The 25,991-nt window shown below is 45.8% G+C and carries 20 protein-coding genes, 4 tRNA genes and 2 rRNA genes; 20 read left to right on the top strand and 6 right to left on the bottom strand.

The window, feature by feature from the left end:
* Positions 1 to 3: 3 nt before the first annotated feature.
* From QMG91_RS14680 to QMG91_RS14620, 13 genes are all read left to right on the top strand, one after another.
* Positions 4 to 80, top strand: a tRNA-Ile gene (locus QMG91_RS14680).
* 41 nt (positions 81 to 121) lie between these two features.
* Positions 122 to 197, top strand: a tRNA-Ala gene (locus QMG91_RS14675).
* Positions 198 to 501: 304 nt separating this feature from the next.
* Positions 502 to 3,387, top strand: a 23S ribosomal RNA gene (locus tag QMG91_RS14670).
* 91 nt (positions 3,388 to 3,478) lie between these two features.
* A 5S ribosomal RNA gene (gene rrf, locus QMG91_RS14665) occupies positions 3,479 to 3,594 on the top strand.
* A 94-nt stretch (positions 3,595 to 3,688) separates the two neighbouring features.
* Positions 3,689 to 3,765: transfer RNA gene (locus QMG91_RS14660), tRNA-Asp, on the top strand.
* Between the two features lie 36 nt (positions 3,766 to 3,801).
* Positions 3,802 to 3,878, top strand: a tRNA-Trp gene (locus tag QMG91_RS14655).
* Positions 3,879 to 4,299: 421 nt separating this feature from the next.
* Complete coding sequence (locus tag QMG91_RS14650; protein WP_022600297.1) at positions 4,300 to 5,085, top strand: DUF3450 domain-containing protein; 786 nt, start codon at positions 4,300 to 4,302, stop codon at positions 5,083 to 5,085.
* Position 5,086: 1 nt separating this feature from the next.
* Positions 5,087 to 6,418, top strand: coding sequence for a MotA/TolQ/ExbB proton channel family protein (locus QMG91_RS14645; RefSeq protein WP_281827340.1), 1,332 nt, complete (start codon positions 5,087 to 5,089; stop codon positions 6,416 to 6,418).
* Between the two features lie 2 nt (positions 6,419 to 6,420).
* Positions 6,421 to 6,966, top strand: coding sequence for a MotA/TolQ/ExbB proton channel family protein (locus tag QMG91_RS14640; protein WP_281827338.1), 546 nt, complete (start codon positions 6,421 to 6,423; stop codon positions 6,964 to 6,966).
* Positions 6,963 to 7,370 carry an ExbD/TolR family protein gene (locus QMG91_RS14635; RefSeq protein WP_004400028.1) on the top strand — a complete coding sequence of 136 codons (408 nt, stop codon included), beginning with the start codon at positions 6,963 to 6,965 and terminating at the stop codon, positions 7,368 to 7,370. The genes QMG91_RS14640 and QMG91_RS14635 overlap by 4 nt, the downstream gene beginning before the upstream one ends.
* Before the next feature lie 10 nt (positions 7,371 to 7,380).
* Positions 7,381 to 7,995, top strand: coding sequence for an energy transducer TonB (locus QMG91_RS14630; RefSeq protein ID WP_281827335.1), 615 nt, complete (start codon positions 7,381 to 7,383; stop codon positions 7,993 to 7,995).
* Positions 7,996 to 7,997: 2 nt separating this feature from the next.
* Positions 7,998 to 9,203 carry a tetratricopeptide repeat protein gene (locus QMG91_RS14625; protein ID WP_281827334.1) on the top strand — a complete coding sequence of 402 codons (1,206 nt, stop codon included), beginning with the start codon at positions 7,998 to 8,000 and terminating at the stop codon, positions 9,201 to 9,203.
* 66 nt (positions 9,204 to 9,269) lie between these two features.
* Entirely contained in the window at positions 9,270 to 9,602 is a 333-nt protein-coding gene (locus QMG91_RS14620) for a DUF1904 domain-containing protein (RefSeq protein WP_004400025.1), read from the top strand.
* 84 nt (positions 9,603 to 9,686) lie between these two features.
* On the opposite strand, the gene QMG91_RS14615 is transcribed toward QMG91_RS14620, so the two are convergent.
* The 4 genes from QMG91_RS14615 to rdgC all read right to left on the bottom strand — a co-directional run bounded on the left by QMG91_RS14615 (position 9,687) and on the right by rdgC (position 13,495).
* Positions 9,687 to 9,941, bottom strand: a complete 255-nt coding sequence (locus tag QMG91_RS14615; protein ID WP_004400024.1) for a YfhL family 4Fe-4S dicluster ferredoxin — start codon at positions 9,939 to 9,941, stop codon at positions 9,687 to 9,689.
* Between the two features lie 3 nt (positions 9,942 to 9,944).
* Positions 9,945 to 11,330 (bottom strand): prephenate-dependent tRNA uridine(34) hydroxylase TrhP, encoded by a 1,386-nt coding sequence (trhP, locus tag QMG91_RS14610; protein WP_223096005.1) that lies wholly within the window; start codon positions 11,328 to 11,330, stop codon positions 9,945 to 9,947.
* A gap of 122 nt (positions 11,331 to 11,452) precedes the next feature.
* The gene (locus QMG91_RS14605) at positions 11,453 to 12,406 is read right to left on the bottom strand and encodes a hypothetical protein (RefSeq protein WP_281827331.1); all 954 of its coding nucleotides are present in this window, start codon (positions 12,404 to 12,406) and stop codon (positions 11,453 to 11,455) included.
* A 177-nt stretch (positions 12,407 to 12,583) separates the two neighbouring features.
* Entirely contained in the window at positions 12,584 to 13,495 is a 912-nt protein-coding gene (rdgC, locus tag QMG91_RS14600) for a recombination-associated protein RdgC (RefSeq protein ID WP_281827330.1), read from the bottom strand.
* A 182-nt stretch (positions 13,496 to 13,677) separates the two neighbouring features.
* On the opposite strand from rdgC, the gene phoB reads away from it, so the two are divergent.
* From phoB to QMG91_RS14585, 3 genes are read left to right on the top strand one after another with little or no spacing between them, the layout of a single operon-like run.
* Entirely contained in the window at positions 13,678 to 14,367 is a 690-nt protein-coding gene (gene phoB / locus QMG91_RS14595) for a phosphate regulon transcriptional regulator PhoB (RefSeq protein ID WP_004400020.1), read from the top strand.
* A gap of 24 nt (positions 14,368 to 14,391) precedes the next feature.
* Complete coding sequence (gene phoR / locus QMG91_RS14590) at positions 14,392 to 15,699, top strand: phosphate regulon sensor histidine kinase PhoR (RefSeq protein ID WP_281827327.1); 1,308 nt, start codon at positions 14,392 to 14,394, stop codon at positions 15,697 to 15,699.
* Complete coding sequence (locus tag QMG91_RS14585) at positions 15,696 to 16,640, top strand: PstS family phosphate ABC transporter substrate-binding protein (RefSeq protein ID WP_281827325.1); 945 nt, start codon at positions 15,696 to 15,698, stop codon at positions 16,638 to 16,640. The genes phoR and QMG91_RS14585 overlap by 4 nt, the downstream gene beginning before the upstream one ends.
* An 85-nt stretch (positions 16,641 to 16,725) precedes the next feature.
* Here the strand turns inward: QMG91_RS14585 and ppx are convergent, their stop codons facing one another.
* Positions 16,726 to 18,222, bottom strand: a complete 1,497-nt coding sequence (ppx, locus tag QMG91_RS14580) for an exopolyphosphatase (protein ID WP_022600283.1) — start codon at positions 18,220 to 18,222, stop codon at positions 16,726 to 16,728.
* Complete coding sequence (gene ppk1 / locus QMG91_RS14575; RefSeq protein WP_022591020.1) at positions 18,215 to 20,308, bottom strand: polyphosphate kinase 1; 2,094 nt, start codon at positions 20,306 to 20,308, stop codon at positions 18,215 to 18,217. The genes ppx and ppk1 overlap by 8 nt, the downstream gene beginning before the upstream one ends.
* Before the next feature lie 195 nt (positions 20,309 to 20,503).
* Between ppk1 and QMG91_RS14570 the strand changes: the two genes are divergently transcribed.
* From QMG91_RS14570 to phoU, 4 genes are all read left to right on the top strand, one after another.
* On the top strand, positions 20,504 to 22,693 hold the full coding sequence (locus tag QMG91_RS14570) for an ABC transporter permease subunit (protein WP_281827323.1): 2,190 nt from the start codon (positions 20,504 to 20,506) through the stop codon (positions 22,691 to 22,693).
* A gap of 23 nt (positions 22,694 to 22,716) precedes the next feature.
* Entirely contained in the window at positions 22,717 to 24,360 is a 1,644-nt protein-coding gene (gene pstA, locus QMG91_RS14565) for a phosphate ABC transporter permease PstA (RefSeq protein ID WP_281827321.1), read from the top strand.
* 2 nt (positions 24,361 to 24,362) lie between these two features.
* A complete protein-coding gene (pstB, locus tag QMG91_RS14560; RefSeq protein WP_004407245.1) occupies positions 24,363 to 25,184 on the top strand; it encodes a phosphate ABC transporter ATP-binding protein PstB in 822 nt (273 codons plus the stop codon).
* A 66-nt stretch (positions 25,185 to 25,250) separates the two neighbouring features.
* On the top strand, positions 25,251 to 25,949 hold the full coding sequence (gene phoU, locus QMG91_RS14555) for a phosphate signaling complex protein PhoU (protein ID WP_004407244.1): 699 nt from the start codon (positions 25,251 to 25,253) through the stop codon (positions 25,947 to 25,949).
* Positions 25,950 to 25,991 lie beyond the last annotated feature (42 nt).

Genomic DNA, 25,991 nt, shown 5'->3' with positions numbered 1-25,991 from the left:
GTTGGGTCTGTAGCTCAGCTGGTTAGAGCGCTCGCCTGATAAGCGGGAGGTCGGTGGTTCAAGTCCACTCAGACCCACCACTATCTTCCCAAAGATAGCGGGTCAGACATTGAATCTTTATGGGGCTATAGCTCAGCTGGGAGAGCGCCTGCCTTGCACGCAGGAGGTCAGCAGTTCGATCCTGCTTAGCTCCACCATCTTTAAGTATTTTCTTGATACAGAATATTTAAAAATGGTTCTTAACGAATCACGCTCTTTAACAATTTGGAAAGCTGACGAATAACAACCATCCCCTTATCTACGGATAAGCGTTGTTATTCAATTAAAAGTTCTCAAATCCTAAAACTTTGTTTTAGGTACCAACACACATTCAAGTGTTCTTGGAAACATCCTTGTGATGTTTATATTTGAGTCCGGCAAAATCGAATGTCTCTCGCTCATTCAATAATGAGAGACACAAACCTTGGTTGTTTGAACATACGAAACCTCTTGGGGTTGTATGGTTAAGTGACTAAGCGTACACGGTGGATGCCTTGGCAGTCAGAGGCGATGAAGGACGTACTAACTTGCGATAAGCCCAGATAAGACAGTAAGAGTCATTTGAGTCTGGGATTTCCGAATGGGGAAACCCACTTACATAAGTAAGTATTGCTGAGTGAATACATAGCTCAGTGAAGCGAACTCGGGGAACTGAAACATCTAAGTACCCGAAGGAAGAGAAATCAACCGAGATTCCGAAAGTAGCGGCGAGCGAAATTGGATTAGCCCTTAAGCTTTTTATGCGTCAGGTGAAGCTTCTGGAAAGGAGCGCGATACAGGGTGATAGCCCCGTAACCGGCAGCGCATTTCAAGTGAAATCGAGTAAGGCGGGACACGTGATATCCTGTCTGAATATGGGGGGACCATCCTCCAAGGCTAAATACTACTGACTGACCGATAGTGAACCAGTACCGTGAGGGAAAGGCGAAAAGAACCCCTGTGAGGGGAGTGAAATAGAACCTGAAACCGTGTACGTACAAGCAGTAGGAGCCCTTCGGGGTGACTGCGTACCTTTTGTATAATGGGTCAGCGACTTATATTCAGTGGCAAGGTTAACCATCTAGGGGAGCCGTAGGGAAACCGAGTCTTAACTGGGCGCTCAGTCTCGGATATAGACCCGAAACCAGGTGATCTAGCCATGGGCAGGTTGAAGGTTGAGTAACATCAACTGGAGGACCGAACCGACTAATGTTGAAAAATTAGCGGATGACTTGTGGCTAGGGGTGAAAGCACCAATCAAACCTGGAGATAGCTGGTTCTCCCCGAAAGCTATTTAGGTAGCGCCTCGGACGAATACTACTGGGGGTAGAGCACTGTTAAGGCTAGGGGGTCATCCCGACTTACCAACCCTTTGCAAACTCCGAATACCAGTAAGTACTATCCGGGAGACACACGGCGGGTGCTAACGTCCGTCGTGGAGAGGGAAACAACCCAGACCGCCAGCTAAGGTCCCAAAGTATTGCTAAGTGGGAAACGATGTGGGAAGGCTCAGACAGCCAGGATGTTGGCTTAGAAGCAGCCATCATTTAAAGAAAGCGTAATAGCTCACTGGTCGAGTCGCTCTGCGCGGAAGATGTAACGGGGCTAAGCAATACACCGAAGCTGCGGCTGCATACTTTGTATGCGGGGTAGGGGAGCGTTCTGTAAGCCGTTGAAGGTGGTCTGTAAGGGCTGCTGGAGGTATCAGAAGTGCGAATGCTGACATGAGTAACGATAAAGGGAGTGAAAAACTCCCTCGCCGGAAGACCAAGGGTTCCTGTCCAACGTTAATCGGGGCAGGGTAAGTCGACCCCTAAGGCGAGGCTGAAAAGCGTAGTCGATGGGAAACGGGTTAATATTCCCGTACTTCTTACAATTGCGATGGGGGGACGGAGAAGGCTAGGTGGTACTGGCGACGGTTGTCCAGGTTCAAGTGCGTAGGCTTGAGAGTTAGGTAAATCCGGCTCTCTTTAAGGCTGAGACACGATGTCGAGTCACTACGGTGATGAAGTCATTGATGCCATGCTTCCAGGAAAAGCCTCTAAGCTTCAGATTGTAAGGAATCGTACCCCAAACCGACACAGGTGGTCGGGTAGAGAATACCAAGGCGCTTGAGAGAACTCGGGTGAAGGAACTAGGCAAAATGGTACCGTAACTTCGGGAGAAGGTACGCTCTTATCGGTGAAGTCCCTCGCGGATGGAGCTGACGAGAGTCGCAGATACCAGGTGGCTGCAACTGTTTATTAAAAACACAGCACTGTGCAAAATCGTAAGATGACGTATACGGTGTGACGCCTGCCCGGTGCCGGAAGGTTAATTGATGGGGTTAGTCTTTGGACGAAGCTCTTGATCGAAGCCCCGGTAAACGGCGTAGTAACTATAACGGTCCTAAGGTAGCGAAATTCCTTGTCGGGTAAGTTCCGACCTGCACGAATGGCGTAATGATGACCACGCTGTCTCCACCCGAGACTCAGTGAAATTGAAATCGCTGTGAAGATGCAGTGTACCCGCGGCTAGACGGAAAGACCCCGTGAACCTTTACTACAGCTTGGCACTGAACATTGAACCTACATGTGTAGGATAGGTGGGAGGCTTTGAAACGCAGTCGCCAGATTGCGTGGAGCCGTCCTTGAAATACCACCCTTGTAGCTTTGATGTTCTAACTTGGCTCCCTTATCGGGAGTGAGGACAGTGCCTGGTGGGTAGTTTGACTGGGGCGGTCTCCTCCCAAAGAGTAACGGAGGAGCACGAAGGTGGGCTAAACACGGTTGGACATCGTGTGGTTAGTGCAATGGCATAAGCCCGCTTGACTGCGAGAATGACAATTCGAGCAGGTGCGAAAGCAGGTCATAGTGATCCGGTGGTTCTGAATGGAAGGTACCATCGCTCAACGGATAAAAGGTACTCCGGGGATAACAGGCTGATACCGCCCAAGAGTTCATATCGACGGCGGTGTTTGGCACCTCGATGTCGGCTCATCACATCCTGGGGCTGAAGTCGGTCCCAAGGGTATGGCTGTTCGCCATTTAAAGTGGTACGCGAGCTGGGTTTAGAACGTCGTGAGACAGTTCGGTCCCTATCTGCCGTGGGCGTTGGAAGATTGAAGGGGGCTGCTCCTAGTACGAGAGGACCGGAGTGGACGAACCTCTGGTGTTCGGGTTGTCATGCCAATGGCATTGCCCGGTAGCTAAGTTCGGAATCGATAACCGCTGAAAGCATCTAAGCGGGAAGCGAGCCCTGAGATGAGTCTTCCCTGATACTTTAAGTATCCTAAAGGGTTGTTCGAGACCAGAACGTTGATAGGCAGGGTGTGTAAGCGTTGTGAGGCGTTGAGCTAACCTGTACTAATTGCCCGTGAGGCTTAACCATACAACACCCAAGGGGTTTTGTGGGCTCAGATAAGAACATTGAATGTGTAAGAATCAGAACTAAAAAAACAGCTTTCCGAATTAAGAATTTGCTTGGCGACCATAGCGTTGTGGACCCACCTGATTCCATGCCGAACTCAGAAGTGAAACGCAATAGCGCCGATGGTAGTGTGGGGTTTCCCCATGTGAGAGTAGGACATCGCCAGGCTTGTTTCCTTGTTTTCAGATTTTGAAAAATCTGAAGGCAAAACTAGATAAAGCAATCTAACCATAAGACTTTATTTAGTAAGAGATACCACTGCGGAGTGGTAGTTCAGTTGGTTAGAATACCGGCCTGTCACGCCGGGGGTCGCGGGTTCGAGTCCCGTCCACTCCGCCATTTATTCAGAGTGTCGACTCTTTAAAATCGAACTATAGGGGTGTAGCTCCAATTGGCAGAGCAGCGGATTCCAAATCCGCGTGTTGGGAGTTCGAATCTCTCCACCCCTGCCATATAGAAAGCCTCAGCAGAAATGCTGGGGCTTTTTTGCATCTATTGCTTTTGTATACTTCTCTTCTGACAATAGACGATATCAGCCAATCTTTGTCGCTTAGTCACTTTTGTAATCAAGTGAGTCTTTAATAAGAACACATCAGAAGTTTTTCTCTATACCTCTACATTCCCAAAAACTTAGTGTTTTACAGAGCTCTGAAAAACTGTCCATATCTCTGGAAGTTATCTTTACAAATCTGTCAAATGTAAAACTTTAGAAAGTTAATGAAAATTATTCCCATCTTTGATTTAATAATCGCCTTATTGTTATACACCAATTCTTAAACTCAATGACCTGTTCAGGAAATTGCTGTGAGCTTGGAATTGTTATCCATTCATATCATATGTGGTAGACGACATGGATTCGTCTAAGAGTTACTAATGAAAGATATCGTTTCTAAAGGGGTTAAAGCTTTGGCAGTCACTATTGCTGCTATGAGTGTTTCCACTACATCGCTGGCTGATGATCTAGATAAAGCCAGAGCAATTGAGAAAAAAACCAACAAGACTATGCAAAAGGCTCAGGCAAATGTTGATGCCAATGTTGAAGCATCGTTTACCTTGCAATCGGAAATAGAGCAGTTGGAAACTCAGATTGAAAACCTAACGCTTTATAGAAATCATCTTCGCAAACTAGTAACAAGTCAGAACACTGAATTGGATAGCCTTGAGCAGCAGTTAAAAGACATTGAAGACACTCGTCAGGGCATTGTACCGCTAATGTACCGAATGATTGATGGGCTTGAGTCTGTACTGACTAGCGATGTTCCCCTTCGACATGAAGCCCGCCAAAAACGCCTGGACGATATCAAACTTCTTATGGGAAGGGCTGATGTAGCCGAAGCAGAAAAATACCGTAGGATCCTAGAGGCGTACCAAATCGAGATTGATTACGGAACAAAGCTTGGCGCTTATCCGGCAGAAATCGAACTCAACGATGGGATTCGTCAGGTCGAGCAACTCTACTTTGGTCGGGTTAGCTTGGTTTCCCGTAGTCTCGACAACCAAAAATATTGGGTGTGGAGACAACAAAATAAAACGTGGGAAGAACTTCCAAAAGAAAAGGGTATAGAAATCAATAAAGCATTTGCGATGGCTGCAAAACAGCAGGCACCTTCTGTGGTGACATTACCTCTGTCTATCACTACGTCTGAGAAGGAGCTGTAATATGAAGCACTTATTTAATGCCCTAGCGATTGCAACACTGTCAGTGACATTATCAGTTAATGCGGAGCAAAGCTTATCTCAGATCGATAATACTGCGAATAAGGTGTATCAAGCTGAGCGTGCTAACAGTGCTGAGAGGGTACAACTTACCAAGGAACAGAAAGCAGCACTTACCAAGAAGAAATTACAGCTCGAAAAAGCGCTGGCTGCTTTGGAAAAAGAAAACCAAGCCTTAAGTGAGCAGTTTAGTGAAAACGAGCGGCTGCTTTCTGAAAAGGAAAAACAGCTCCAGATTGAAACAGGCAGCCTAGGCGAATTGTTTGGAGTTGTCAGACAATCTGCGAAAGAAGTGAAGCAAGACTATCAGAACTCCTTTATTCCTGAAGCTTCTGAAGAGCTCGCTCTGATTGAGCGAGTAATCAGCACGGAAGCTTTGCCATCGCTCAATATGCTTGAAGGGTTTTGGAAAGCGGTTGAATACAAGATTTCAGCCAGTGGTTATATTTCTGAAGTCAAAGTGCCATTTGTTAATGGGGATGGTAGCCAATCTCAGGAAACAGCGATCCAACTGGGTGATATGGCACTAGTTTCCGAGTTTGGTCATCTTAAGTGGGACTCACAAAACCAGTTTGCTACTCAATATCAAGTTCTTCCAAAGAACTCGACTGTGGCCTCCCAAGTGACTCAAGGTTCAGATGTTTTGCTTGATCCTACCCGTGGCTTGTTACTTGAGCAGTATGCCAATCAGCCCAACTTGTGGCAACGCATTGAACAAGGTGGCGTTGTCGGTAAGATTATTATTGCTTTACTAGCATCGGGTCTAATTATTGCGCTCTATCGAGGCATTGTTCTTCTTATTACTCAAGCTAAGATTTCTAGTCAATTGAAGAAACCTGATCAACCGGGTAACAACCCTATGGGGCGTATCCTTCAGGCGTTTGAAAGCGACAAACAACAGTCGATTGACTCTATTGAGCTGCGGCTATTGGAGCGTATTCTGGATGAGCAACATGGTCTGGAGCGTGGGTTGTCAATGCTTAAGTTGATGGCTGCGCTGGCACCAATGCTTGGCTTGCTGGGTACAGTGACGGGAATGATCGAAACATTCCAGGTCATTACTCAATTCGGCAATAGTGACCCTAAAGTGATGGCCGGTGGTATTTCTATGGCACTTGTCACGACAGTCATGGGGTTGGTAGCCGCAATGCCATTACTGCTGGCACATAACATTCTTTCTAGCCGCGCTGAAGCGATTAAAGGCACATTAGAGAAACAAGGTGTAAGCCTGGTTGCTCAACGTGCAGAATCAGAGACGCTAGCCGAGGCAGCATAGGTATGATTGAGAACCTAGCACTCGTTTATCACCAGACCGAAGTCAACACCCTTGCTGAATTTATGGCAAGAGGTGGTCAGGTTCTGTGGTGGCTGGCGGGCGTTGTATTCCTATGTTGGTTACTGATCATCGAACGCGTTTTGTTTCTCAGTTTCAGTTTTGGCAAACAAAAGCAGAAGTGGATTCAGGATTGGAATGAACGTGTTGAACATGAGTCTTGGTACGCATTAGCTCATAAAGATGGTGTTATGCATAAGGCCTCGCTCCAGTTGAATCAGCATTTGGATTTCATCAAAGCATTAGTGAGCTTATGTCCTATGCTCGGCTTGTTAGGAACCGTTACTGGAATGATCGCCGTTTTTGATCTTATGGCTCTGGCGGGCAGCAGTGAGCCAAAGCTTATGGCTTCCGGCATTTCGATGGCTACATTGCCAACAATGGCCGGAATGGTAGCCGCATTAGCAGGGATGTTTGCCCATTCGCGTTTGGTTAAGATGGCAAACAAAAAAGCATTAAAACTTGAACAACAATTAAGGAGTGGCGAATGAGATTGGTTCGTCCCGCTAAAGCAAAAGAAGAAGCAACGGTCGACTTAACGTCTATGTTGGACATCGTGTTCATCATGCTGATCTTCTTCATTGTAACCAGTTCGTTTGTAAAAGAGTCTGGGGTTGAAGTCAATCGACCACAGGCAGCGCACGCCAGCAGCCAGAAAGATGCGGGTATCTTTATCGCTATTACGGCATCCAACGACGTCTTTATTGATAAACGTCGAGTCGATGTTGAACGAGTTCAGGCTGCTTTGGAAACGCTTCTTTTAGATAAGCCTGACGCAAGTTTAGTGATTCAGGCTGATAAGCACTCTTATAACGGCACGGTTGTGGAAGTGATGGATGCCGCCAAAGGAGCGGGTGTCGATAAAATTGCTTTGGCGACAGAAGAGAAAAGGTAAGTTCGAAGTCATGAAAAGACTGTTTCTCGCATTACCTCTTGCTTTCGTCGTTTCAGCGTCGCTTTTTTACTTTATGGCATGGATGGTCAGCAGCCAGAACGGAAAGCTAGAGGAATCCAAACCTTCGGTCATGTTTGATCTTGTCATGCAGGAGCCGGAGGCTAATGTTCAGAGACGTCAGAGAGAGCTTCCTGAGCCGCCTAAGTTACCTGACCAACCTAAACCTTTACCAACCTCTACACCGAATGTAGCAAAGGCTCAGGTTCCCCAAACATTAACCGCCCCCAAACTGGCTCTGGCTAATTTAGGTGTCGCGGTATCTATGCCTTCTTTGGATGGAATCGGTCAGGATCAGCAAGCTCTACCTTTATACAGGGTTGAGCCTAGATATCCGCCTAGAGCTCAAAAGCGCAGAATGGAAGGTTATGTTGTCCTGAGTTTTACCATTGACGAACAAGGACGACCAGAAGACATCAATTTGGTTGAAGTCCACCCGAACAAAATTTTTGTACGTGAGGCAATGAACGCCCTAAAACGTTGGAAATATCAACCTAAGCTCGAGGGTGGGAAAGCCGTCAAGCAGCTTGATCAGCGTGTGAAAATTGAATTTAAGATGAGCAAATAGGTATGAAACGCATTCTTGCAGTGACATTAGGAACCTGTTTACTGTTCTCGAGCCTTAGTGTTCAAGCCAGTAAGCTCTCTAATTATGCCGGTAAAAAACTGCATCAGGCCAGCGAACTTCAACAGGAGGACAAGCTTAATGAAGCTATTGTTCTTCTGGAAGGTATGTCCTTAAAATCTGATTACGACAAAGCATTCACCAAGCGAATTCTGGGTGTATATTACTGGCAAGCTGAAAATGCGGCTAAAGCAATAAAGTCACTGGATGTGTCTGTAAAAGTGAATGCTTTGCAACCTGTAGACCAGTGGAAGACACGTCAAATGTTGGCTGATATTTTGTTCTCAGAGCAAAAATTTAAACAAGCCATACCGCATTATCTGGTGTTGTTGAAAACGGATTATCCAGCGTCAGATAACAACGTAAAAAAACAGTTAATAAAAGATAAAAATGCCATTCAGCTCAGAATGTCTATGGCGTACTACCAGCAGCAAAACTGGAAGTCTTCACTTGCTAGAATTAAGCAGTACAAGCCGAGCAACTCGCGTGAAACATTACAAGCACTTAAGATTCGAGTCGTTTCCGAGCTTCAGTTAGAGAGATGGAAAGACGCCGAGAAAACGGTGAATCGAATACTCCGATTCGAACCGAATCAAAAGTCTTGGTGGCAACAATTAGTCTCGACACAATTGCAGCAAGGAAAACAGCAAAGCGCGCTCGAAACTTACGCTTTAAGTAAGTATCAGGGTATTCATTTCACCATAAATGAATACATCGTGATGGCGCAGCTCTACGGGCAACATAGAATGCCTGAGAAAGCTGCACGAATCCTAAAAGAAATGTTTGCTAAGTATCCGAAGTCGAAGAGTGAAAAAAACTTGAGGATGCAGGCAAATTACTGGCAAGTGGCCAAAGAGTGGGATAATGCCATCAGTGCATGGCAGACGGTTTCGAAAATAAATCCGAAGTACCACTGGCGATTAGCGCAATTGCTGATTCAGCAATCTCGTTACCAACAGGCAATCGGGATTATAGATAAAGCGAGACCTTACGCAGATAGACGCGACTTTTCTCTGGCAAAGATTCGTTTATTGTACAAATTAAACCGATTCCAAGACGCCTTAGCAGAAGCCAAAAGGCTGAATGAAAAAATTCCTTCCGATTCCGCCAAGGGTTGGATCAGTTATCTCAGTAACAAGGTTTCTTCATAACAATCTGATAACTCATGAATAGAACCGTGATATGCTTTCTACCAAATTAATAATAGGAAGCATGTCATGCCGCATTTGCGTTTTCGAGCTGTAGAGCCACAAACTGTACAAACACTTTCCGAAGTCTTATTAGAGGACCTACAACCTCTAATGGATTGCCCAAACGAAGATTTTACCTTCGAATACATCTACTCAACTTTCTTCCACAGTGGCAAAGTTGAACCTGCTTATCCATTTGTAGAAATTTTATGGTTCGATCGTGGTCAGGAAACGCAAGATAAAGTGGCTAAAGTCGTTACTGAACGTCTGCGTCAAGTTGTTGGAAGTGATGTGGATGTTGCGGTGATATTTACAGCATTGAAGTCAAATGAATATTACGACAACGCAGAACACTATTAAGCGTTTACTTTATTTAATGGACACAAAAAAATAGCCCGGTTAAATCCGGGCTATTTTTTATTATTTAGCTTGTTTCAATAGCGGTTACGCCAATCCTTGAATGATGACAAACTTTTCAAGTAACTGCTCATCCGTTTCGACATGATTGGGGTCTACCACGATACATTTAGTGATTGGGCAAACGGACTGACACGTTGGCTTTTCATAGTGCCCTTTGCATTCAGTACACAAGTCAGGGTCGATCTCGTAAATACTGTCACCCATGGAAATAGCACCATTCGGGCATTCCGGGTCACACATATCGCAGTTGATGCAGCTGTCTTTAATCAGCAACGCCATTGCTTACTTACCTGTTGGGTTACGGGTATCTTGTCCTGAGTTTAGATTACGCATAAGCAGTGCATAGTCCAGGTCCACTTCTTCCGGAACCGGAATAAATACGAAGTGCCCATTACCTTTGGCGTCATCAACAGCTTGGGATTTACGGTTTTCCATCGCTTCGAGCGTGAAGGTAACGTTTCCTTGCGGTGTCATTAGCTCTAACGTATCGCCGAGTACAAATTTATTCTTCACTTCGACTTCAGCCAGATCGCCACGACGCTTACCCGTAAACTCTCCCACAAATTGCTGAGAATCAGAGACTGAGTATCCGTAGTCATAATTTTGGTATCTATCGTGAGTGTGCCTGCGAAGAAAACCCTCTGTGTAACCACGATGAGCAAGACTTTCCAATGTGCCCATCAGTGTTTCATCGAACGGTTTACCCGCGACGGCGTCATCGATTGCTTTGCGGTATACCTGAGCGGTGCGCGCACAGTAGTAGAAAGACTTAGTACGACCTTCGATTTTCAGTGAGTGTACACCCATTTTAGTCAATCTCTCGACATGCTGAACCGCACGTAAATCTTTCGAGTTCATGATGTAGGTGCCGTGTTCATCTTCGAATGCCGCCATTTTTTCTTCCGGACGATGGCTTTCAGATAAAAGAACTACTTCATCCGTTGGCTTACCTAGGCCTAGAGTGTTGTCTGGGCGTTCATCCTGTACTTCAATGCTTTGCGCTTCTGTAGGGTCAAATTTTTCTACGATCTGACCAGATTCGTCTTCTTTTCCTTGCTCTACGTTGTATTCCCATCGGCACGCATTAGTACAGGTACCTTGATTAGGATCACGTTTGTTCATGTAGCCAGACAGCAGGCAGCGTCCGGAATATGCCATGCATAATGCACCATGGACGAAGACTTCTAATTCTGTTTCAGGGCAATGTTCACGAATTTCTTCAATTTCTTCTAACGACAACTCACGAGATACAATCACGCGTTCAACGCCATTTGCTGCCCAGAATTTTACCGTTGCCCAGTTTACCGCGTTAGCCTGAACCGACAGATGGATTGGCATATCAGGAAACGCTTCACGCACCATCATAATAAGACCAGGGTCCGACATGATAAGCGCATCGGGATTCATCTCCACAACTGGTTTTAAATCGCGGATAAAGGTTTTGAGCTTAGAGTTGTGAGGCTGAATGTTGCAGACGACATAAAGCTTTTTGCCTTGAGCATGGGCTTCGTCGATGCCTATTTTCAGGTTCTCATGATTGAATTCATTGTTACGAACACGAAGGCTGTAACGGGGTTGACCGGCATATACCGCATCGGCTCCATAGGCAAATGCGTAACGCATATTTTTAAGGCTTCCTGCCGGCGACAGTAATTCTGGTTTGAACATTGCTTCTTCTCTATTTCTGATTTCAAGTCAGACCGATGCCACCCAGTGGCATCGGAGGGCGCAAATTTTACGCTTTCTGGAAGGTTCTTACCAGTAAATTTGTGTGGGTATTAGCCGAGAAGTTAAAGGCTACAGTTGTTAAGCAGTTGTGTGGTCTTACCGCTTTTAATTGGAGACTTATACAGTTGTGAGTGTAATCTTCCGACTTCCATGCATTCACCTTCCTCTGTTTCATAAGAAGTTTCGTATGAAAAGGGACTATTAATGTCACCTTTTTCATCTTTAGATGTCCGTTTTTCTCCGACAGTCTTGCCCGCTTTTTCATCAATTATAAACTCAACAAGAGTGGAATGTTTTTCAGTTTTTTGACTACCGAGAGAAGTGGAACTGTCAATGCTTTCCGTTTTAAGTCTTCCACTTTCGTATGTGTAGTACCTATCTTGGGAAACCTTCAGATGATTAGTGTTAAAAGACAAATGTAATTCACTGACTAAGTTATTTTTGTTCCAGTTGAAATCCAAACTCATATTATTAGATTGAGTTTTAATTAGCTGGCCAAGTTCATTGTAAGTATATGTGTAGGTATCTGACACATTGTTATCAGAATCATAAAGCTCAGCTTTTTGTGCTTTCCCTTCTGAGTCATAGAAAAAACGATATGTTTTATCTCCCTCGACGATATCACCTATTCTATTTGAACCACTAAATGTAAACACAGCTTTCGATCTACTTACTCCATCTATGATTTCTTCTATGTATGTGGGAAAGTTCTGGTCATCAAAGTTTGTTACAACCTCGAATGTATCTTGCTTTGTACGTAATGAACCATACGATAGATCCTTGTCGGTTGTGAGCCGACGGGTGAGCTCTGAAGTAACGTATCCGTCGCTATTGTAGGTATATAGAGTTTCAAACTCAGGTACACCATCACTATCAAAATCTACAAACTTCTTAGATATACGTGATGAAACAGGTTCAGAGATTGTTGCCTCGACATTATTATCCCCGTTGTTACCGCCACCACAACCAGATAGTACAAGTGTAGTAATACACGCCAATGCAACTTTTATTTTCACATTCATTCCCTTTATAGCTTTGCGAAAGTCAGAGGGCGCGTAAGCTACATGTAATGAGATGTCTGTTCTAGAATAGTTACATAAACACTCGACTTGATTCACATTTGAAAAGCAGGTGCAAGCTACTCATATTAAAACAGATAGTTGCAAGCACCTTATACCTAGAAAGTTTGCTTGTTACTCACTATGTGGCAGGCCGCCCAAAGCGTCATAAAGTGATGGAAGGAAAGCACTGAATTCTCCGCACATCAGTGAGAAGTCTGCATCGAATCGTGCCGCCTGATCTTCTCTTGGAATGTCTTCGTTCTGGTCTTTGAGCTCATCACTGAATTTCAGGCGCTTGATACTGCCATCATCGGCGAGAATGAACTCGATTCTGTCTTCCCAGTTCAGTGCAAGCTTGGTCACCAGCTTGTTGGCTTCAATGTGAGACAGGATTTCATCTGCGGACAATTCTTGCTTCTTACAGCGAATCACACCACCATCTTCCAGTACGGATTTTAACTCAGCTTCATCTAGCATAGTGAAGCCTGTCGCGGTGTTCGATGTTTTCACCCATTCAGTCATGGTGGATTCAACCGCCTGCTCTGGAATGGCTGGAACAACGGGCAAACTGCCCATGGTTTTACGCAGTAATGCCAGCACATCTTCTGCTTTCTTGTAGCTGCTTGCATCAACAAGGATAAAGCCATCCTTAGGCATAATAAGTACAAACGTGACATTACTGCGGCTGAACGCTCGCGGAAGAAGATCGATGATGATGTCTTCTTTTAGCGTGTCCTTCTCTTTCTTTTTAAGAGGGCGACCTTCTTCGGCTTCCATCGCTTCAACTTTGGCATTGAGCGATTCTTTAATGACAGAAGCGGGCAGCATCTTTTCTTCTTTTTTGGCACAGATAAGGATCTGATTGTCAGACACGTGGGTCATCATATCGCCGTGTCTGCCCATGGCTGTTGTCCAGCCAAACTTTTGTTTGTCCTGGCTGCCACACGGTGTGAAGCGAAACTCTTGCAGCTGTTCTTCTAATTTTTCGGCGTTAAATTCGATATCGCGATTAAAGCGATATACCAGGCAGTTTTTAAACCACATATCCATTCTCGTCTTATTCTGTTTAGGGGGCTGATGATAGGGGATTTTTCCGAGTTTGTCCTGAACGAAACTGGAAATTGCACAATGAAACTTATGTGAAAATTTGTTTTCAAGGGTCACAAAAGTGTCATAATTAATCACGATAATGCATGACGTTGATTAAATTTAAAGGTAATTCAATTATGTCTAGAAGGATTCTGGTTGTTGAAGATGAAGCACCTATCAGAGAGATGTTGTGTTTCGTACTTGAGCAAAAAGGTTACCAAGCTGTCGAAGCAGAAGATTACGATACTGCTATCAGCAAACTTTGCGAACCCTACCCAGATCTGATTTTACTGGATTGGATGCTGCCAGGCGGTTCTGGCATTAACTTTATCAAGCATCTGAAACGTGAAGAGCTGACTAAGAATATTCCAGTTGTGATGCTTACCGCTCGCGGTGAAGAGGAAGACAAAGTTCGCGGTCTGGAAGTCGGTGCGGATGACTACATCACCAAGCCTTTCTCCCCGAAAGAGCTTATCGCTCGTCTGAAAGCGGTTATTCGCCGCGTCACTCCAACTGCCTTAGAAGACGTAATCGATGTTCAGGGTCTGAAGTTAGACCCGGTTTCTCACCGAGTAACTGCCAATGAACAGGCGTTGGATATGGGACCAACTGAATTCAAGATGCTGCATTTCTTTATGACCCACCAAGAACGTGTTTACAGCCGGGAACAGCTTCTAAATAATGTTTGGGGAACCAACGTTTATGTAGAAGACCGCACGGTAGATGTTCACATTCGTCGCCTGCGAAAGGCGTTAGAAGGTGCGGGTCATGACAAATTAGTACAGACCGTGCGTGGCGCGGGTTATCGATTCTCTACACGAGCATAAGGTCAAAAGACACGTGGAGAGCGAATGGTAGAAAGGTTAACCTGGAAAAAGCTAGCCTGGTCGCTGGCTTTTTTTTACCTCCCTTGGGTAGTGATAGGGTGGATATTCGGATACATGCCGTGGTTGCTGTTAGCAGCCACGGCGATTCAGCTTGGGTGGCAGTTACATAACCAGGTAAGACTGTCGACCTGGCTCTGGGATGATAAGAGGCTCACCCCTCCTGCTGGTACAGGAATGTGGGAGTCGTTATTCAACGGCATTTACCGCATTCAGCAACGTCAGCGAAAAAAACGCAAAGAGTTGACCAACCTGATTCGCCGTTTCCGAAATGGTGCGGAATCCTTACCCGATGCGGTTGTTGTATTTCGAGGTGAAGGTAACATTGTCTGGTGCAACAAGTTGGCTCAGCACCTTTTGGGTTTTCGTTGGCCAGACGATTCTGGACAGCCTATTTCGAATCTGATCCGAACCCCTGATTTCATCAAATATCTCAATAAGCAAGATTTTTCAGAGCCTTTAGAAATGCGCTCTCCGCTTAATGTGGAGCGTATTCTGGAACTTCGTATTGTGCCTTACACCGAAGGTGAGCACCTGATGGTGGTGCGTGATGTTTCTCAGGTTAAGCAGCTAGAGGGTATGCGTCGTAATTTCTTTGCCAATGTTTCCCATGAGCTGCGCACACCAATGACCGTGCTTCAGGGTTATCTGGAAATGACTCAAGACCCTGAGATGCTGGTGGGTCCGATGTGGGGTAAAGCGCACGGAGTAATGACCGAGCAACTCAACAGAATGAATAGCCTGGTTAACCAATTACTGACTCTATCCAAAATTGAAGCTGCACCAATGCACGAATTGGATGAAGTGGTGAATGTGCCCGGCATGCTGGAAGTGTTAGAGAAAGAGGCAACCACGCTCAGCGGTGAAGATGGACATGTATTTAAATTTGAAGTGGATGACAAGCTCCATGTGTATGGCGATGAAGATCAGCTTCGCAGTGCCATTTCTAATCTGGTTTACAATGCAGTGAAGTACACCCCTCCGGGTGCAGAGGTGTCTGTGCTCTGGCATCAAACTCTGGAAGGACCGGAATTGAAAGTGGCAGACACAGGTGATGGTATCGAACCGCAACATATCCATCGACTGACCGAACGATTCTATCGGGTAGACAAAGCACGTTCTCGCGAAACAGGCGGCAGCGGATTAGGGCTCGCCATCGTAAAACACGCTCTAAGCCATCACGATTCGCATCTGAATATTCAAAGTGAAGTAGGCAAAGGCAGTTGCTTCTCGTTTGTTCTGCCTAAAAGGCTGTCGGTAGAGTCTAGACTATGAAGTTTCTGATATTCGTTTTACTTGGATTCTTCATGCCATTTGCTCAAGCCGAGGAAAAACTCGAACCCTACCAAAAGGTCAATGGTATCTCGGGTAACCTTTCGTCTGTAGGGTCGGATACACTAGCCAGCATGATGACGCTCTGGGTCGAAGAGTTTAACGACATTTACCCCAACATAAACGTTCAGGTTCAGGCTTCAGGTTCCTCCACAGCAACGCCCGCTCTGGTGGAAGAAACGGCGCAGTTTGGTCCTATGAGCCGTCCGATGCGAGCGCGAGAGGAAGAGGCGTTTGAGCGTCAGCATGGTTACAAACCAACGGCACTGAGAATCGCGATTGACGCTATCGGAATCTTTGTCCATAAAGACAATCCTATTGAAGGGCTGAATTTCACACAGATAGACAGCATCTTTTCTTCTACCCTTCGTTGTGGTTCAAATGAATCTATAGAGAACTGGAAGCAGTTGGGTATTGAGCAAGACTGGGCAAAGAGAAGGCTACAATTGTTCGGGCGAAACTCGGTTTCAGGGACATATGGGTACTTTAAGCAAAATGCTTTGTGTGGCGGTGACTTCAAACGCAATGTGAATGAACAGCCCGGCAGTGCATCCGTTGTTCAGTCAGTCGCATCTTCAATCAATACCATTGGTTACTCTGGTGTAGGGTATTTGGTATCCGGTGTTCGATTATTACCGATTTCAGGAAACGGTGGAGAATACATCTCTGCTAGCCGAAGCAATATTTTGTCTGGGGTCTACCCGTTATCTCGTTTCCTCTACGTGTACGTGAATAAACACCCCACTAAGCCGCTCAGCCCACTGGAAGCAGAATTCATTCGCTTTATTTTTTCAGAAGAAGGGCAAGCTCTGGTCTCTAAGGATGGCTACGTTCCTATCTCTCCAGAAATGGCTGAGCGAGAATTAGAGAAAGTTGGGCTTTAGAGTCAAAACCCCAGTATGAAATAGAAAAACGCCGAGTCTAAGGTCAACAGACACTAACCACTCGGCGTTTTTGATTCTGAAAGAGTCAGAATTTCAGAGTCCAGTCTGCCGTTTTCCATATGTCTCTTTCTAACTCTAAGTCTGCCTCAAGGAGTTTATTGTCCTCTAGCCAGTTTTCCTCATCACAGCTCAATGTCCACGTATCGTCATTCACTTGTATTTGAATGTCAGGTAATGGCGTGTCATTGCGCTGCCCATTAATGAGAACAGCTAAGCGCATAATTCGAATAAGCGGCAAGATATGTTTGGTTTTGAAGAGTGCGAATTCCGGCAGTTCATGAAGCTTTAGTGCTTTTCTCTGAAAACGAGCTAATGAAGCCAATACCAATTGTTGCTCCTGATTGAACCCTGGCATATTGGTGTTCTTCAGAATGTACTCAGAGTGGCGATGAAACCCCTGATAGCTAATGCTGAGACCGACTTCATGAAGCATGGCGCTCCATTCCAGAAGGTCAAACAACTCGCTAGACTTCTTAATACCTAAATCGGGAGCTAACTGCTCTAGAAATTTTCGGGCTTGTTTGCGCACCTTATCCGCGTGTTCCAGATCCACTAAGTGCTTGCGGGCGAGGTTTTCAGTGGTACGCATTCGAATGTCACTGCGCTCGAAACGCTCTTCCATCTCATAGAGCAACCCTTCACGCAAAGCGCCCGGAGAGAAGTGAAGTTTGTCTATGGACAGCGCTTTGAAAATACCTTCTAAGATAACCACGCCAGCTGCAAAGACGGGTTGCCGCTCTTCAGTCAGACCGGGCAGCGACACATCATCAATTTGCTCAAACTGAAGCAGCTCATCAATCAGCTTTTGTAGGCGTTTAAGGGTGATGATGCCATCTTCAAAGCCCATATTGATCAGTACTTCACGGATTGCTTTTGTGGTGCCAGAAGAGCCAATGGCGACATCCCATCCGTGTTTTATGTATTTGTTGGTGAGAGACTCTAGCCGCTGCTCAACGGCAATTTCAGCTTTGTTGAAGTTCTTCCGATTTAGCTTACCGTTTGCAAAATATTTGTCGGTAAAGCTCACGCAACCCATTCGCTTACTGTTGATCATCTTAGGTTCAAACCCGGTTCCGATGATCATCTCTGTACTGCCACCGCCAATATCAATAACCAGCTTGGTTTCCGATTCAGGTTGAGTATGGGCGACACCTGTATAGATAAGACGTCCTTCTTCAAGACCAGAGATCACTTCAATGGGAAAAGGGAGTATTTCAGCCGCTCGCTGAATGAAAATGTGAGCGTTATTGGCTTGCCGAAGTGTGTGAGTGGCGGCTATCCGAACGTTTTCTGGTTCAAACCCCTGCAAACGTTCCGCAAAGATTTTGAGGCAGTCTAATCCTCGTTGGATGGCGCTGTTGTCAAGGTTGTTGAGGCTATCTAAGCCAGATGCCAGTCGTACTCTTTGTTTGTGTCGGCTGACTATTTGCAGGTCTTGCCCGACAACCTTGGCGACGACCATATGAAAACTATTTGAGCCAAGGTCTATTGCTGCGATATCGCGTGATTCAATCTCAGTCATGACTTATTGTTGATTGCCATTTTTTCCTTTCCTGTTTTTCAATGTGCTTCAAATATTCATAAATAGCAATTTGTGAGCGGACTTTTCTCTTATTTCCGCGCGGTACGTAGGCATTACTCATTTCTTTATCGAACCACCGTGCTTTCACCGTATCGGTGAAATGTATATTCACTATATCGATAATTCTTTGTTTCAGCCTTGGGTCCTGAACTGGGGCTGCAACCTCAATGCGATGATCAATGTTTCGGGTCATCCAGTCTGCCGACGAAATGTATACCAAAGGATCGCCATCATTCTCAGTGATGAATACTCTCGGGTGCTCTAGAAACCTATCGACAATGCTAATGATCTTAATGTTTTCACTAACCCCTTCTATTCCTGGAACCAGCGAACACATACCTCGTATGACCATTCGAATGTTTACACCTGCGTTGTTTGCGCCATAGAGTTTATTGACTAAACCTTTATCGACCAGATTGTTCACTTTTAAGGTGATACCTGCTTTTTTGCCCATCTTGGCATTGGCAATCTCACCATCGATCAGACGATAAAGTTGCTGGCGAGAGTTTCGCGGCGACACAATCAGTTCTGTAAACTTCACTGGACGATAAGGGTTCTCTATGTAGCCGAATACGTTGCGAACTTCATTGGTGATTTCTTTTTGCGCCGTAAGCAAAGAAAAGTCGGTGTAAATTCGGGCTGTCTTCTCGTGGAAATTGCCTGTGCCGATGTGAGCATAACGGGTGATGTCTTCACCTTCCCGGCGACTAATAAGCAGCAGCTTGGAGTGAATCTTCAAACCTGGTGCACCAAACACCACGTGTACACCGGCTTCGGTGAGTACCCGAGACCATTCAATATTAGCTTCCTCATCAAAGCGAGCCTGAAGTTCTACCACTACCGTAACTTGCTTGCCGTTATGAACCGCATCGATCAGCGAGTTCATGAGCTTGGAGTTCTTGGCTACCCGATAGATATTGATTTTGATGGACAGCACTTTCGGGTCGAAGGATGCTTGCCTGACCAGCTCAGTCATGTGGTCAAACGTATGGTAAGGGTAGTAGAGCAAAATATCCTGAGCGCGAATGGCTTCAAATGCGTTAGGGAAGCGGTCGAAATCCGTGCAACGGAGTGGCGGTAACGTTTTGTTTTCTAAATACTCACGACCCACGTTCGGGAAACCGATAAAGTCTCTGAAATTATGGTAGCGTCCACCAGGAATAAGGCTGTCGAAGCTCGACATTTGTAGCTTTTTACACAAGATGCTCAGCATCTCTTCCGGCATGTCTCTCTGATAAACAAATCGTACTGGCATTGCAGTCAGGCGCTGACTTAAGCCTTCTGACATTTGTTCCAGCAAGCTGTGTTCAAGCTCGTGGCTTAGGTCGTACTCTGCATCTCGCGTCATCTTCATCGCATAGCAGTTCAGTTCCTGATATTCAAAAAATCCTCGGAATATGTCGTCCAGACAAAAGCGAATGATGTTGTCGAGTAGGATTATGGTTTTGCGGCGTTTTCCTTTCTGCTCAGGCACCATCACAAAGCGAGGAAGAATGTCGGTTGGGATTTCTAACAAAGCATAAAGGGAAGATTCATCCCGCTTCATTTCGACGCTTAAATAAGAGTATTCATCTTTTAAAAACTGCAGGACATCGATTTCTTCAGTAATCAGAAGCGGAGTGATGTGCGGAAGAACGTCTTTGAGGAAATACTTTCGAATCCATTTTTCCTGATGTTCATTCAGTTGAGTTTCATTGACTAAGAAAATCCGGCGGCGCGCCATTTCGAGAATCAGTTCGTTGTACAGTTCATCAAAGTCTTGATTAAGCTTGAGGGCTTTCGACTGCATTTTGCTGAGCAGGTGGCGCGAGTTGTCGTTGCCGCCGCGCTCCTGGTTGATGAGAATTCGGCGTTTAACGTCAGCAAAACGGACTTTGTAGAATTCATCCAAATTGTTGGAGAAGATCCCAAGAAAGCGTACCCGTTCTATTAAAGGTACAGTTTTGTCTGCGGCTTCCTGAAGGACACGCTCGTTGAACGAAAGCCAGCTAAGTTCCTTTTCTATATACAGTTTTTCCGCACTCATAGTACTGTTCCAACGTTGACGTCGTGTTGAGAATGAACTCAATGAAAGTAAAATGTTTTTATGACATTTTTATTTCAGCATACAATTGCATTAGGCGCGATTTAGCAGATTTCAAGGATTTATCGGATTTCTGTAATATTTTTGTCATCCAATCGACATATTATGGCATTGACTATAAAAAGGTAGAACAAAGAGATGCTCCACACCGAATTTTCATTAAAAGAACGTGATCGTAAACGGTTGATAAAAGACCGTTTTATGCGATACGTAGTGAAAGCTGGTGGCATCAGTGTATTAGTCGCCCTGTTATTGATATTTTTCTATCTTTTACTCATGGTTCTGCCTGTTTTTTCCTCCGCGAAAATTGAACAAATCTCCTCAGTTCCTTTTGATGCTCCAAGCCAGACGTTTGCTTCAGGTGTTGATGACTACGGTCAGCTTGGGTACGTGCTTTCTGAATCAGGTACGCTGACTTATGTAGACCTGAAAAGTGGTATTACCGAGCAGTCGCGCTCAATCCAAATTTCTCCTTTAGCACACGCCAGAATGCCCGCAAGTTCTGGTTGGTTTGCGTTTTTGAATTCAGATGGCGAAATTCAGTCGGTTAAGCCCAACTTTGCGGTGCAATTTAATGGTCAGGGAAGAAGTATTTCTCCAAGGGTAGAGTCACGCGAATATCGGATGCCAGAGAATTTGGCAGCAGCACCATTGAGTGTTCAGCAATTTGCGTTTGCTATCAATAATGAAAGTGCCACATTTGCTTTTGTGAATGAGCAAAATCAGCTGGTTACGTGGCAGGAGTTTGATGGTTTATACACCAGTAAGGTGATTCAGGGACCTTTTGAAAACCTCATTGGCATGAATATGACGCCAGATGGCAGGCAGTTATTCCTGTTGTCTGAGAATGACCTTGCCGTCATGGTGTGGAAGCACAATCAAGGGTTTGTGGTTCGGGAAGTGGTGGACATCACGCAGGGCGATGAAAGTGCGCTAGCAAAAAGCATGACTCTATTAGCGGGTGCGCAATCACTATTGGTTCATCATCAGAACAATACGGTTTCTCAATGGTTTGATGTGTTGAAAGAACGCCAGAGAACCCTTTCCTACATACGCGAATTCTCACTACCTGATGCTACTTCATTAATTGTCCCGGAATACTACAGAAAAGGGTTTTACGTTTTCTCTGATAGAGGGCAGGTAGACAGCTTTTACACCACCAGTGAAGAGCGTACCTTGACACAATTGTTGTTGAAGCAAGCGCCAGTGATAGCGGCTGTTTCCAGCAACGAGGACAGACTGCTTACGGTGGGTGAACACTCACTACAAGTATTTACTGTTGATAACGAATACCCAGAAATTTCTTTGTCTGCCTTGTGGCAATCGGTTTGGTATGAAGGCTATCCAGAACCTCAGTATGTCTGGCAGTCCACATCGGGCAGCGATGATTTTGAAGCCAAGTTCAGCCTGGTACCCATTGCGTTTGGCACGTTGAAAGCGGCGTTTTTTGCCATGTTATTTGCCGTTCCTATTGCCGTTCTTGGAGCGATTTATACCGCCTACTTTATGTCTGCTCCGATGCGCAAAGTCGTAAAGCCAGCCATCGAAATAATGGAAGCGTTGCCAACGGTTATCATTGGATTCTTAGCGGGCCTCTGGCTGGCTCCTGTCATTGAAACACATTTGCCATCGACCATTGCTTTAATAGTACTGCTCCCTGCTTCGACCATATTGATTGGCTGGATTTGGCATAATTTGCCTGCGAAGTGGTTAGACCGAGTGCCGAGCGGCTGGCATGGGCTGATATTGATTCCTGCACTGCTGGCGCTTTCATTGGTGATCATTTCATTCAGCCATGACTTAGAGCGCGCATTGTTTGGTGGCGATGTGCGTGTTTATCTGGCGAATATTGGGATCGATTACGATCAGCGAAATGCACTGGTTGTCGGTTTGGCAATGGGATTCGCTGTCATCCCGACCATCTTCACCATCGCGGAAGATGCGATATTTTCTGTACCCAAACATTTGTCGGATGGTTCATTGGCGTTAGGAGCCACCAAATGGCAAACGCTGATTTACGTGGTCTTACTGACGGCAAGCCCAGGCATATTTTCAGCGGTCATGATGGGGCTTGGGCGAGCGGTAGGCGAAACCATGATTGTTCTGATGGCAACGGGTAACACCCCTGTCATGGACTGGAATATTTTTGAAGGGTTGCGCAGTTTGTCCGCGACCATTGCGATAGAAATGCCGGAATCGGATGTGGGCAGTTCCCACTACCGATTGCTATTCCTGGCGGCATTGATTCTGTTTATGTTTACGTTCTTTGTTAACTCTCTGGCTGAATGGGTAAGACAGCGATTGAGGGACAAATACAGCGCACTTTAAAGGTGCGTTTAAGAGAGATTTTGGTGTCAAATTGGTTTAAATCAGGAGCCCCATGGATATGGCTAACGGCTGGTGCTGTTAGCGTTAGTCTGGTTTCTGTGTTATCGGTGCTGTTATTGATTGGCTGGAAGGGGTTAAGTTACTTCTGGCCCGCTCCTCTATACGAGTGGAGTACGCCAAACGGTCAGAAGTTGATCGGTCAGTTGTATCAGCGCGAGTCGATGTCAGTCGTGCGGTTGAGTCAGTACTCTGCTCAGGCAGAGTTATTGCCTGATGAGCAAGATACCGTTGAAAGGTTGAGCATAAAAATTGCCAACCGAGACCGAAACACACTCGATTTCATTTCTGTGTTCGATTTCGAACTGAGCGAGCCAGTTAAACCTGCTGGCTGGGCAGTGATAGAGCGCAGTCAGGAAGGAGACTTCTATGGGCGCCCAGTCGGTTTTGAAAGCAAGCTGTTTACCAATCAGTCTGTTGAGTCTTTCTTAGAACAAGGCATTTCAGCCGTTGAGGATGTGCGCAGTAAAGTGGCGTCGCTGACTCATTCTCAGCTAAGGTACTACAATCTTCAGTTGGAAAAGCTGCGTCTGGAGAAGAAAAAATTCGAGCTCAACGGCACACTGGACGATGAAAAAGCGGCTGAGCTCGCTGCAAGAATGCAGAGTATCGATTCGCACTTAACTCACCTTGAAGAAAAACTGACGACGCTCAGAAATCAGTTTGTTGGTGAAACCCTGATTGTCGAAGACATGAATGGCACTCAGGTGAAACTGCCACTGACAGACATCTTAGACGTTTGGTATCCAAATGATATGTCAGTGATTGACAAGTTTGTTCACTGGCTGGGGCAGGTGAAAAAGTTCCTGACAGAAGATCCGCGAGAAGGCAACTCAGAAGGGGGCGTTTTCCCCGCTATTTTCGGTACGGTTTTTCTTGTGATCGTTATGTCGATTGTCGTCATGCCGTTAGGTGTAATTGCCGCTATTTATCTGAATGAATATGCCAAAAACAACGCTCTGACCAGAACGATTCGTATTGCCGTGATAAACTTGGCGGGCGTTCCATCCATTGTTTATGGTGTATTTGGGCTTGGCTTCTTTGTCTACAGCATTGGTGGTTCGATAGATAGCTTGTTCTATTCAGAAAAACTCCCTTCTCCGACATTTGGTACACCCGGTCTGTTGTGGTCTGCATTAACATTAGCGTTGTTAACACTGCCAGTGGTGATAGTCGCAACTGAAGAAGGGTTGGCTCGAATTCCCGGCTCCGTAAGACAAGGGTCTCTCGCGTTGGGGGCTACCCAGTTTGAGACTTTGTGGCGTATCGTTTTACCTATGGCAAGTCCGGCGATAATGACTGGACTGATTCTGGCGGTAGCACGAGCTGCCGGGGAAGTCGCTCCCCTTATGCTGGTGGGCGTGGTGAAGCTAGCACCGAGTTTACCGATTGATGGTGAGTTTCCGTTTATCCATCTGGATCGCAAGTTCATGCATCTTGGATTTCATATTTACGATGTCGGTTTTCAGTCTCCAAATATTGAAGCTGCCAGACCATTGGTTTACGCCACTTCATTCCTGCTGGTAACGGTGATTGTCGGGCTAAACTTAACCGCTATTGGTATACGTAACAACTTACGCGAGAAATATCGCACCTTAGGACAAGATTAAACATGCTTTCAATCAACTCGACATTTGGTTACGAGAATATTCTGGATGTAAACAACCTGACTCCGGAGCAAACCGCCATTTCTATCGAGTCTTTAAACTTGTTCTATCAGCAAACCCAGCAGGCTCTGTTTGATATCACCATGAACATCCCTAAGGGGCAGGTCACCGCTTTCATTGGACCGTCTGGCTGCGGTAAATCGACCTTGCTGCGTTGCATTAACCGTATGAATGACCTTGTCGAAGGTTGCGCGGTAAATGGTAAGGTGAGGCTGCATGGCAAAAACATCTATGATCCGCAGGTGGATGTCCCAACTTTACGCCGCCGTGTGGGAATGGTCTTCCAGAGACCTAACCCGTTCCCTAAATCCATTTACGAGAACGTAGTTTATGGTCTGAGGCTTCAGGGCATCAGCAACAGCCGGACTCTGGATGATGCCGTTGAGCAGGCCCTTACCGCGGCTGCATTGTGGGATGAAGTTAAAGACCGGCTGCACGAAAATGCGTTTGGTTTGTCTGGTGGTCAGCAACAAAGGCTGGTGATTGCGCGTGCCATTGCTATCGAACCTGAAGTTCTCCTTCTCGATGAACCCACGTCTGCACTTGACCCTATTTCGACTCTGACCATTGAAGAGTTGATCAACGAGTTGAAAACCAAATACACGGTCGTGATTGTTACTCATAACATGCAACAGGCAGCGCGAGTCAGTGATCACACCGCGTTTATTCATCAGGGTAAGCTGGTGGAATATGGCGATACAGATTCTATCTTTACATCGCCAATTAAAAAGCAAACCGAAGACTACATCACAGGTCGCTACGGCTAATTGGTGGTTGCTCACTTTTCGCCGTAAAATTGAAACACGTCATTCAAGAAAGGAATTCATACATCTATGCAGTTTGGTCGCCACATATCCGGTCAGTTTAACGTTGAGCTTGAGTCCATCCGTACCCACGTTTTAACCATGGGAGGTTTGGTCGAGCAGCAGTTGTCGTTTGCAATGCAGGCGTTGCACAAACAAGACCTGGAGCTGGCGAGAAAAGTGGTAAAAGATGACCACAAAGTAAACTCCATGGAAGTGGCAATAGATGAAGCGTGCACCCGCATCATCGCCAAGCGCCAACCCACCGCCAAAGACCTACGCTTGATTATGGCGATCATCAAAACCATTACCGACCTTGAGCGCATTGGTGATGTCGCAACCCGCATTGCCCGTGTCGCGCTGGAATCCGAATCGAGCAAAGAAAGAACCTGGCAGGTTTCTCTGGAACCATTAAGTCGTCAGGCAATCAGTATGCTCCATCAGGTGCTGGATGCCTTTGCCCGAATGGACGTGGATTCAGCGGCAGAAGTTTACAAGCTAGATGACAAACTGGACGCCGAGTATGAGGCGGTCATTCGCCAGTTGATGACCTACATGATGGAAGATCCTCGCTGCATTCCTGCTGTGCTTCAGGTGATGTGGTCAGCTCGGGCTATCGAGCGAATTGGTGATCGTTGCCAGAATATCTGTGAATACATTATCTATTTCGTGAAAGGTAAAGATGTTCGTCATCTGAGTGAACAGGATATCGACGATATTATTAAGTAATCCGATCTCGGGTTAAGTGATCTTGGCAAGTTGAGTTCTGAG

This window comes from Vibrio nigripulchritudo (assembly GCF_027924785.1).
GTDB classification, from domain to species: Bacteria; Pseudomonadota; Gammaproteobacteria; order Enterobacterales; family Vibrionaceae; genus Vibrio; species Vibrio nigripulchritudo.
This window is presented reverse-complemented; position numbering and strand designations above follow the sequence as displayed.

Excerpts from the sequence above, each read along its gene's own strand:
- QMG91_RS14615 (WP_004400024.1), bottom strand. The coding sequence starts at position 9,941 with ATGGCGTTGCTGATTAAAGACAGCTGCATCAACTGCGATATGTGTGAC.
- ppk1 (WP_022591020.1), bottom strand. The coding sequence starts at position 20,308 with ATGAGTGCGGAAAAACTGTATATAGAAAAGGAACTTAGCTGGCTTTCG.
- QMG91_RS14620 (WP_004400025.1), top strand. The coding sequence starts at position 9,270 with ATGCCGCATTTGCGTTTTCGAGCTGTAGAGCCACAAACTGTACAAACA.
- QMG91_RS14630 (WP_281827335.1), top strand. The coding sequence starts at position 7,381 with ATGAAAAGACTGTTTCTCGCATTACCTCTTGCTTTCGTCGTTTCAGCG.
- phoR (WP_281827327.1), top strand. The coding sequence starts at position 14,392 with ATGGTAGAAAGGTTAACCTGGAAAAAGCTAGCCTGGTCGCTGGCTTTT.
- rdgC (WP_281827330.1), bottom strand. The coding sequence starts at position 13,495 with ATGTGGTTTAAAAACTGCCTGGTATATCGCTTTAATCGCGATATCGAA.
- QMG91_RS14640 (WP_281827338.1), top strand. The coding sequence starts at position 6,421 with ATGATTGAGAACCTAGCACTCGTTTATCACCAGACCGAAGTCAACACC.
- phoB (WP_004400020.1), top strand. The coding sequence starts at position 13,678 with ATGTCTAGAAGGATTCTGGTTGTTGAAGATGAAGCACCTATCAGAGAG.
- trhP (WP_223096005.1), bottom strand. The coding sequence starts at position 11,330 with ATGTTCAAACCAGAATTACTGTCGCCGGCAGGAAGCCTTAAAAATATG.
- QMG91_RS14625 (WP_281827334.1), top strand. The coding sequence starts at position 7,998 with ATGAAACGCATTCTTGCAGTGACATTAGGAACCTGTTTACTGTTCTCG.
- QMG91_RS14570 (WP_281827323.1), top strand. The coding sequence starts at position 20,504 with ATGCTCCACACCGAATTTTCATTAAAAGAACGTGATCGTAAACGGTTG.
- ppx (WP_022600283.1), bottom strand. The coding sequence starts at position 18,222 with ATGACTGAGATTGAATCACGCGATATCGCAGCAATAGACCTTGGCTCA.
- QMG91_RS14645 (WP_281827340.1), top strand. The coding sequence starts at position 5,087 with ATGAAGCACTTATTTAATGCCCTAGCGATTGCAACACTGTCAGTGACA.
- QMG91_RS14635 (WP_004400028.1), top strand. The coding sequence starts at position 6,963 with ATGAGATTGGTTCGTCCCGCTAAAGCAAAAGAAGAAGCAACGGTCGAC.
- QMG91_RS14585 (WP_281827325.1), top strand. The coding sequence starts at position 15,696 with ATGAAGTTTCTGATATTCGTTTTACTTGGATTCTTCATGCCATTTGCT.
- pstB (WP_004407245.1), top strand. The coding sequence starts at position 24,363 with ATGCTTTCAATCAACTCGACATTTGGTTACGAGAATATTCTGGATGTA.
- QMG91_RS14650 (WP_022600297.1), top strand. The coding sequence starts at position 4,300 with ATGAAAGATATCGTTTCTAAAGGGGTTAAAGCTTTGGCAGTCACTATT.
- phoU (WP_004407244.1), top strand. The coding sequence starts at position 25,251 with ATGCAGTTTGGTCGCCACATATCCGGTCAGTTTAACGTTGAGCTTGAG.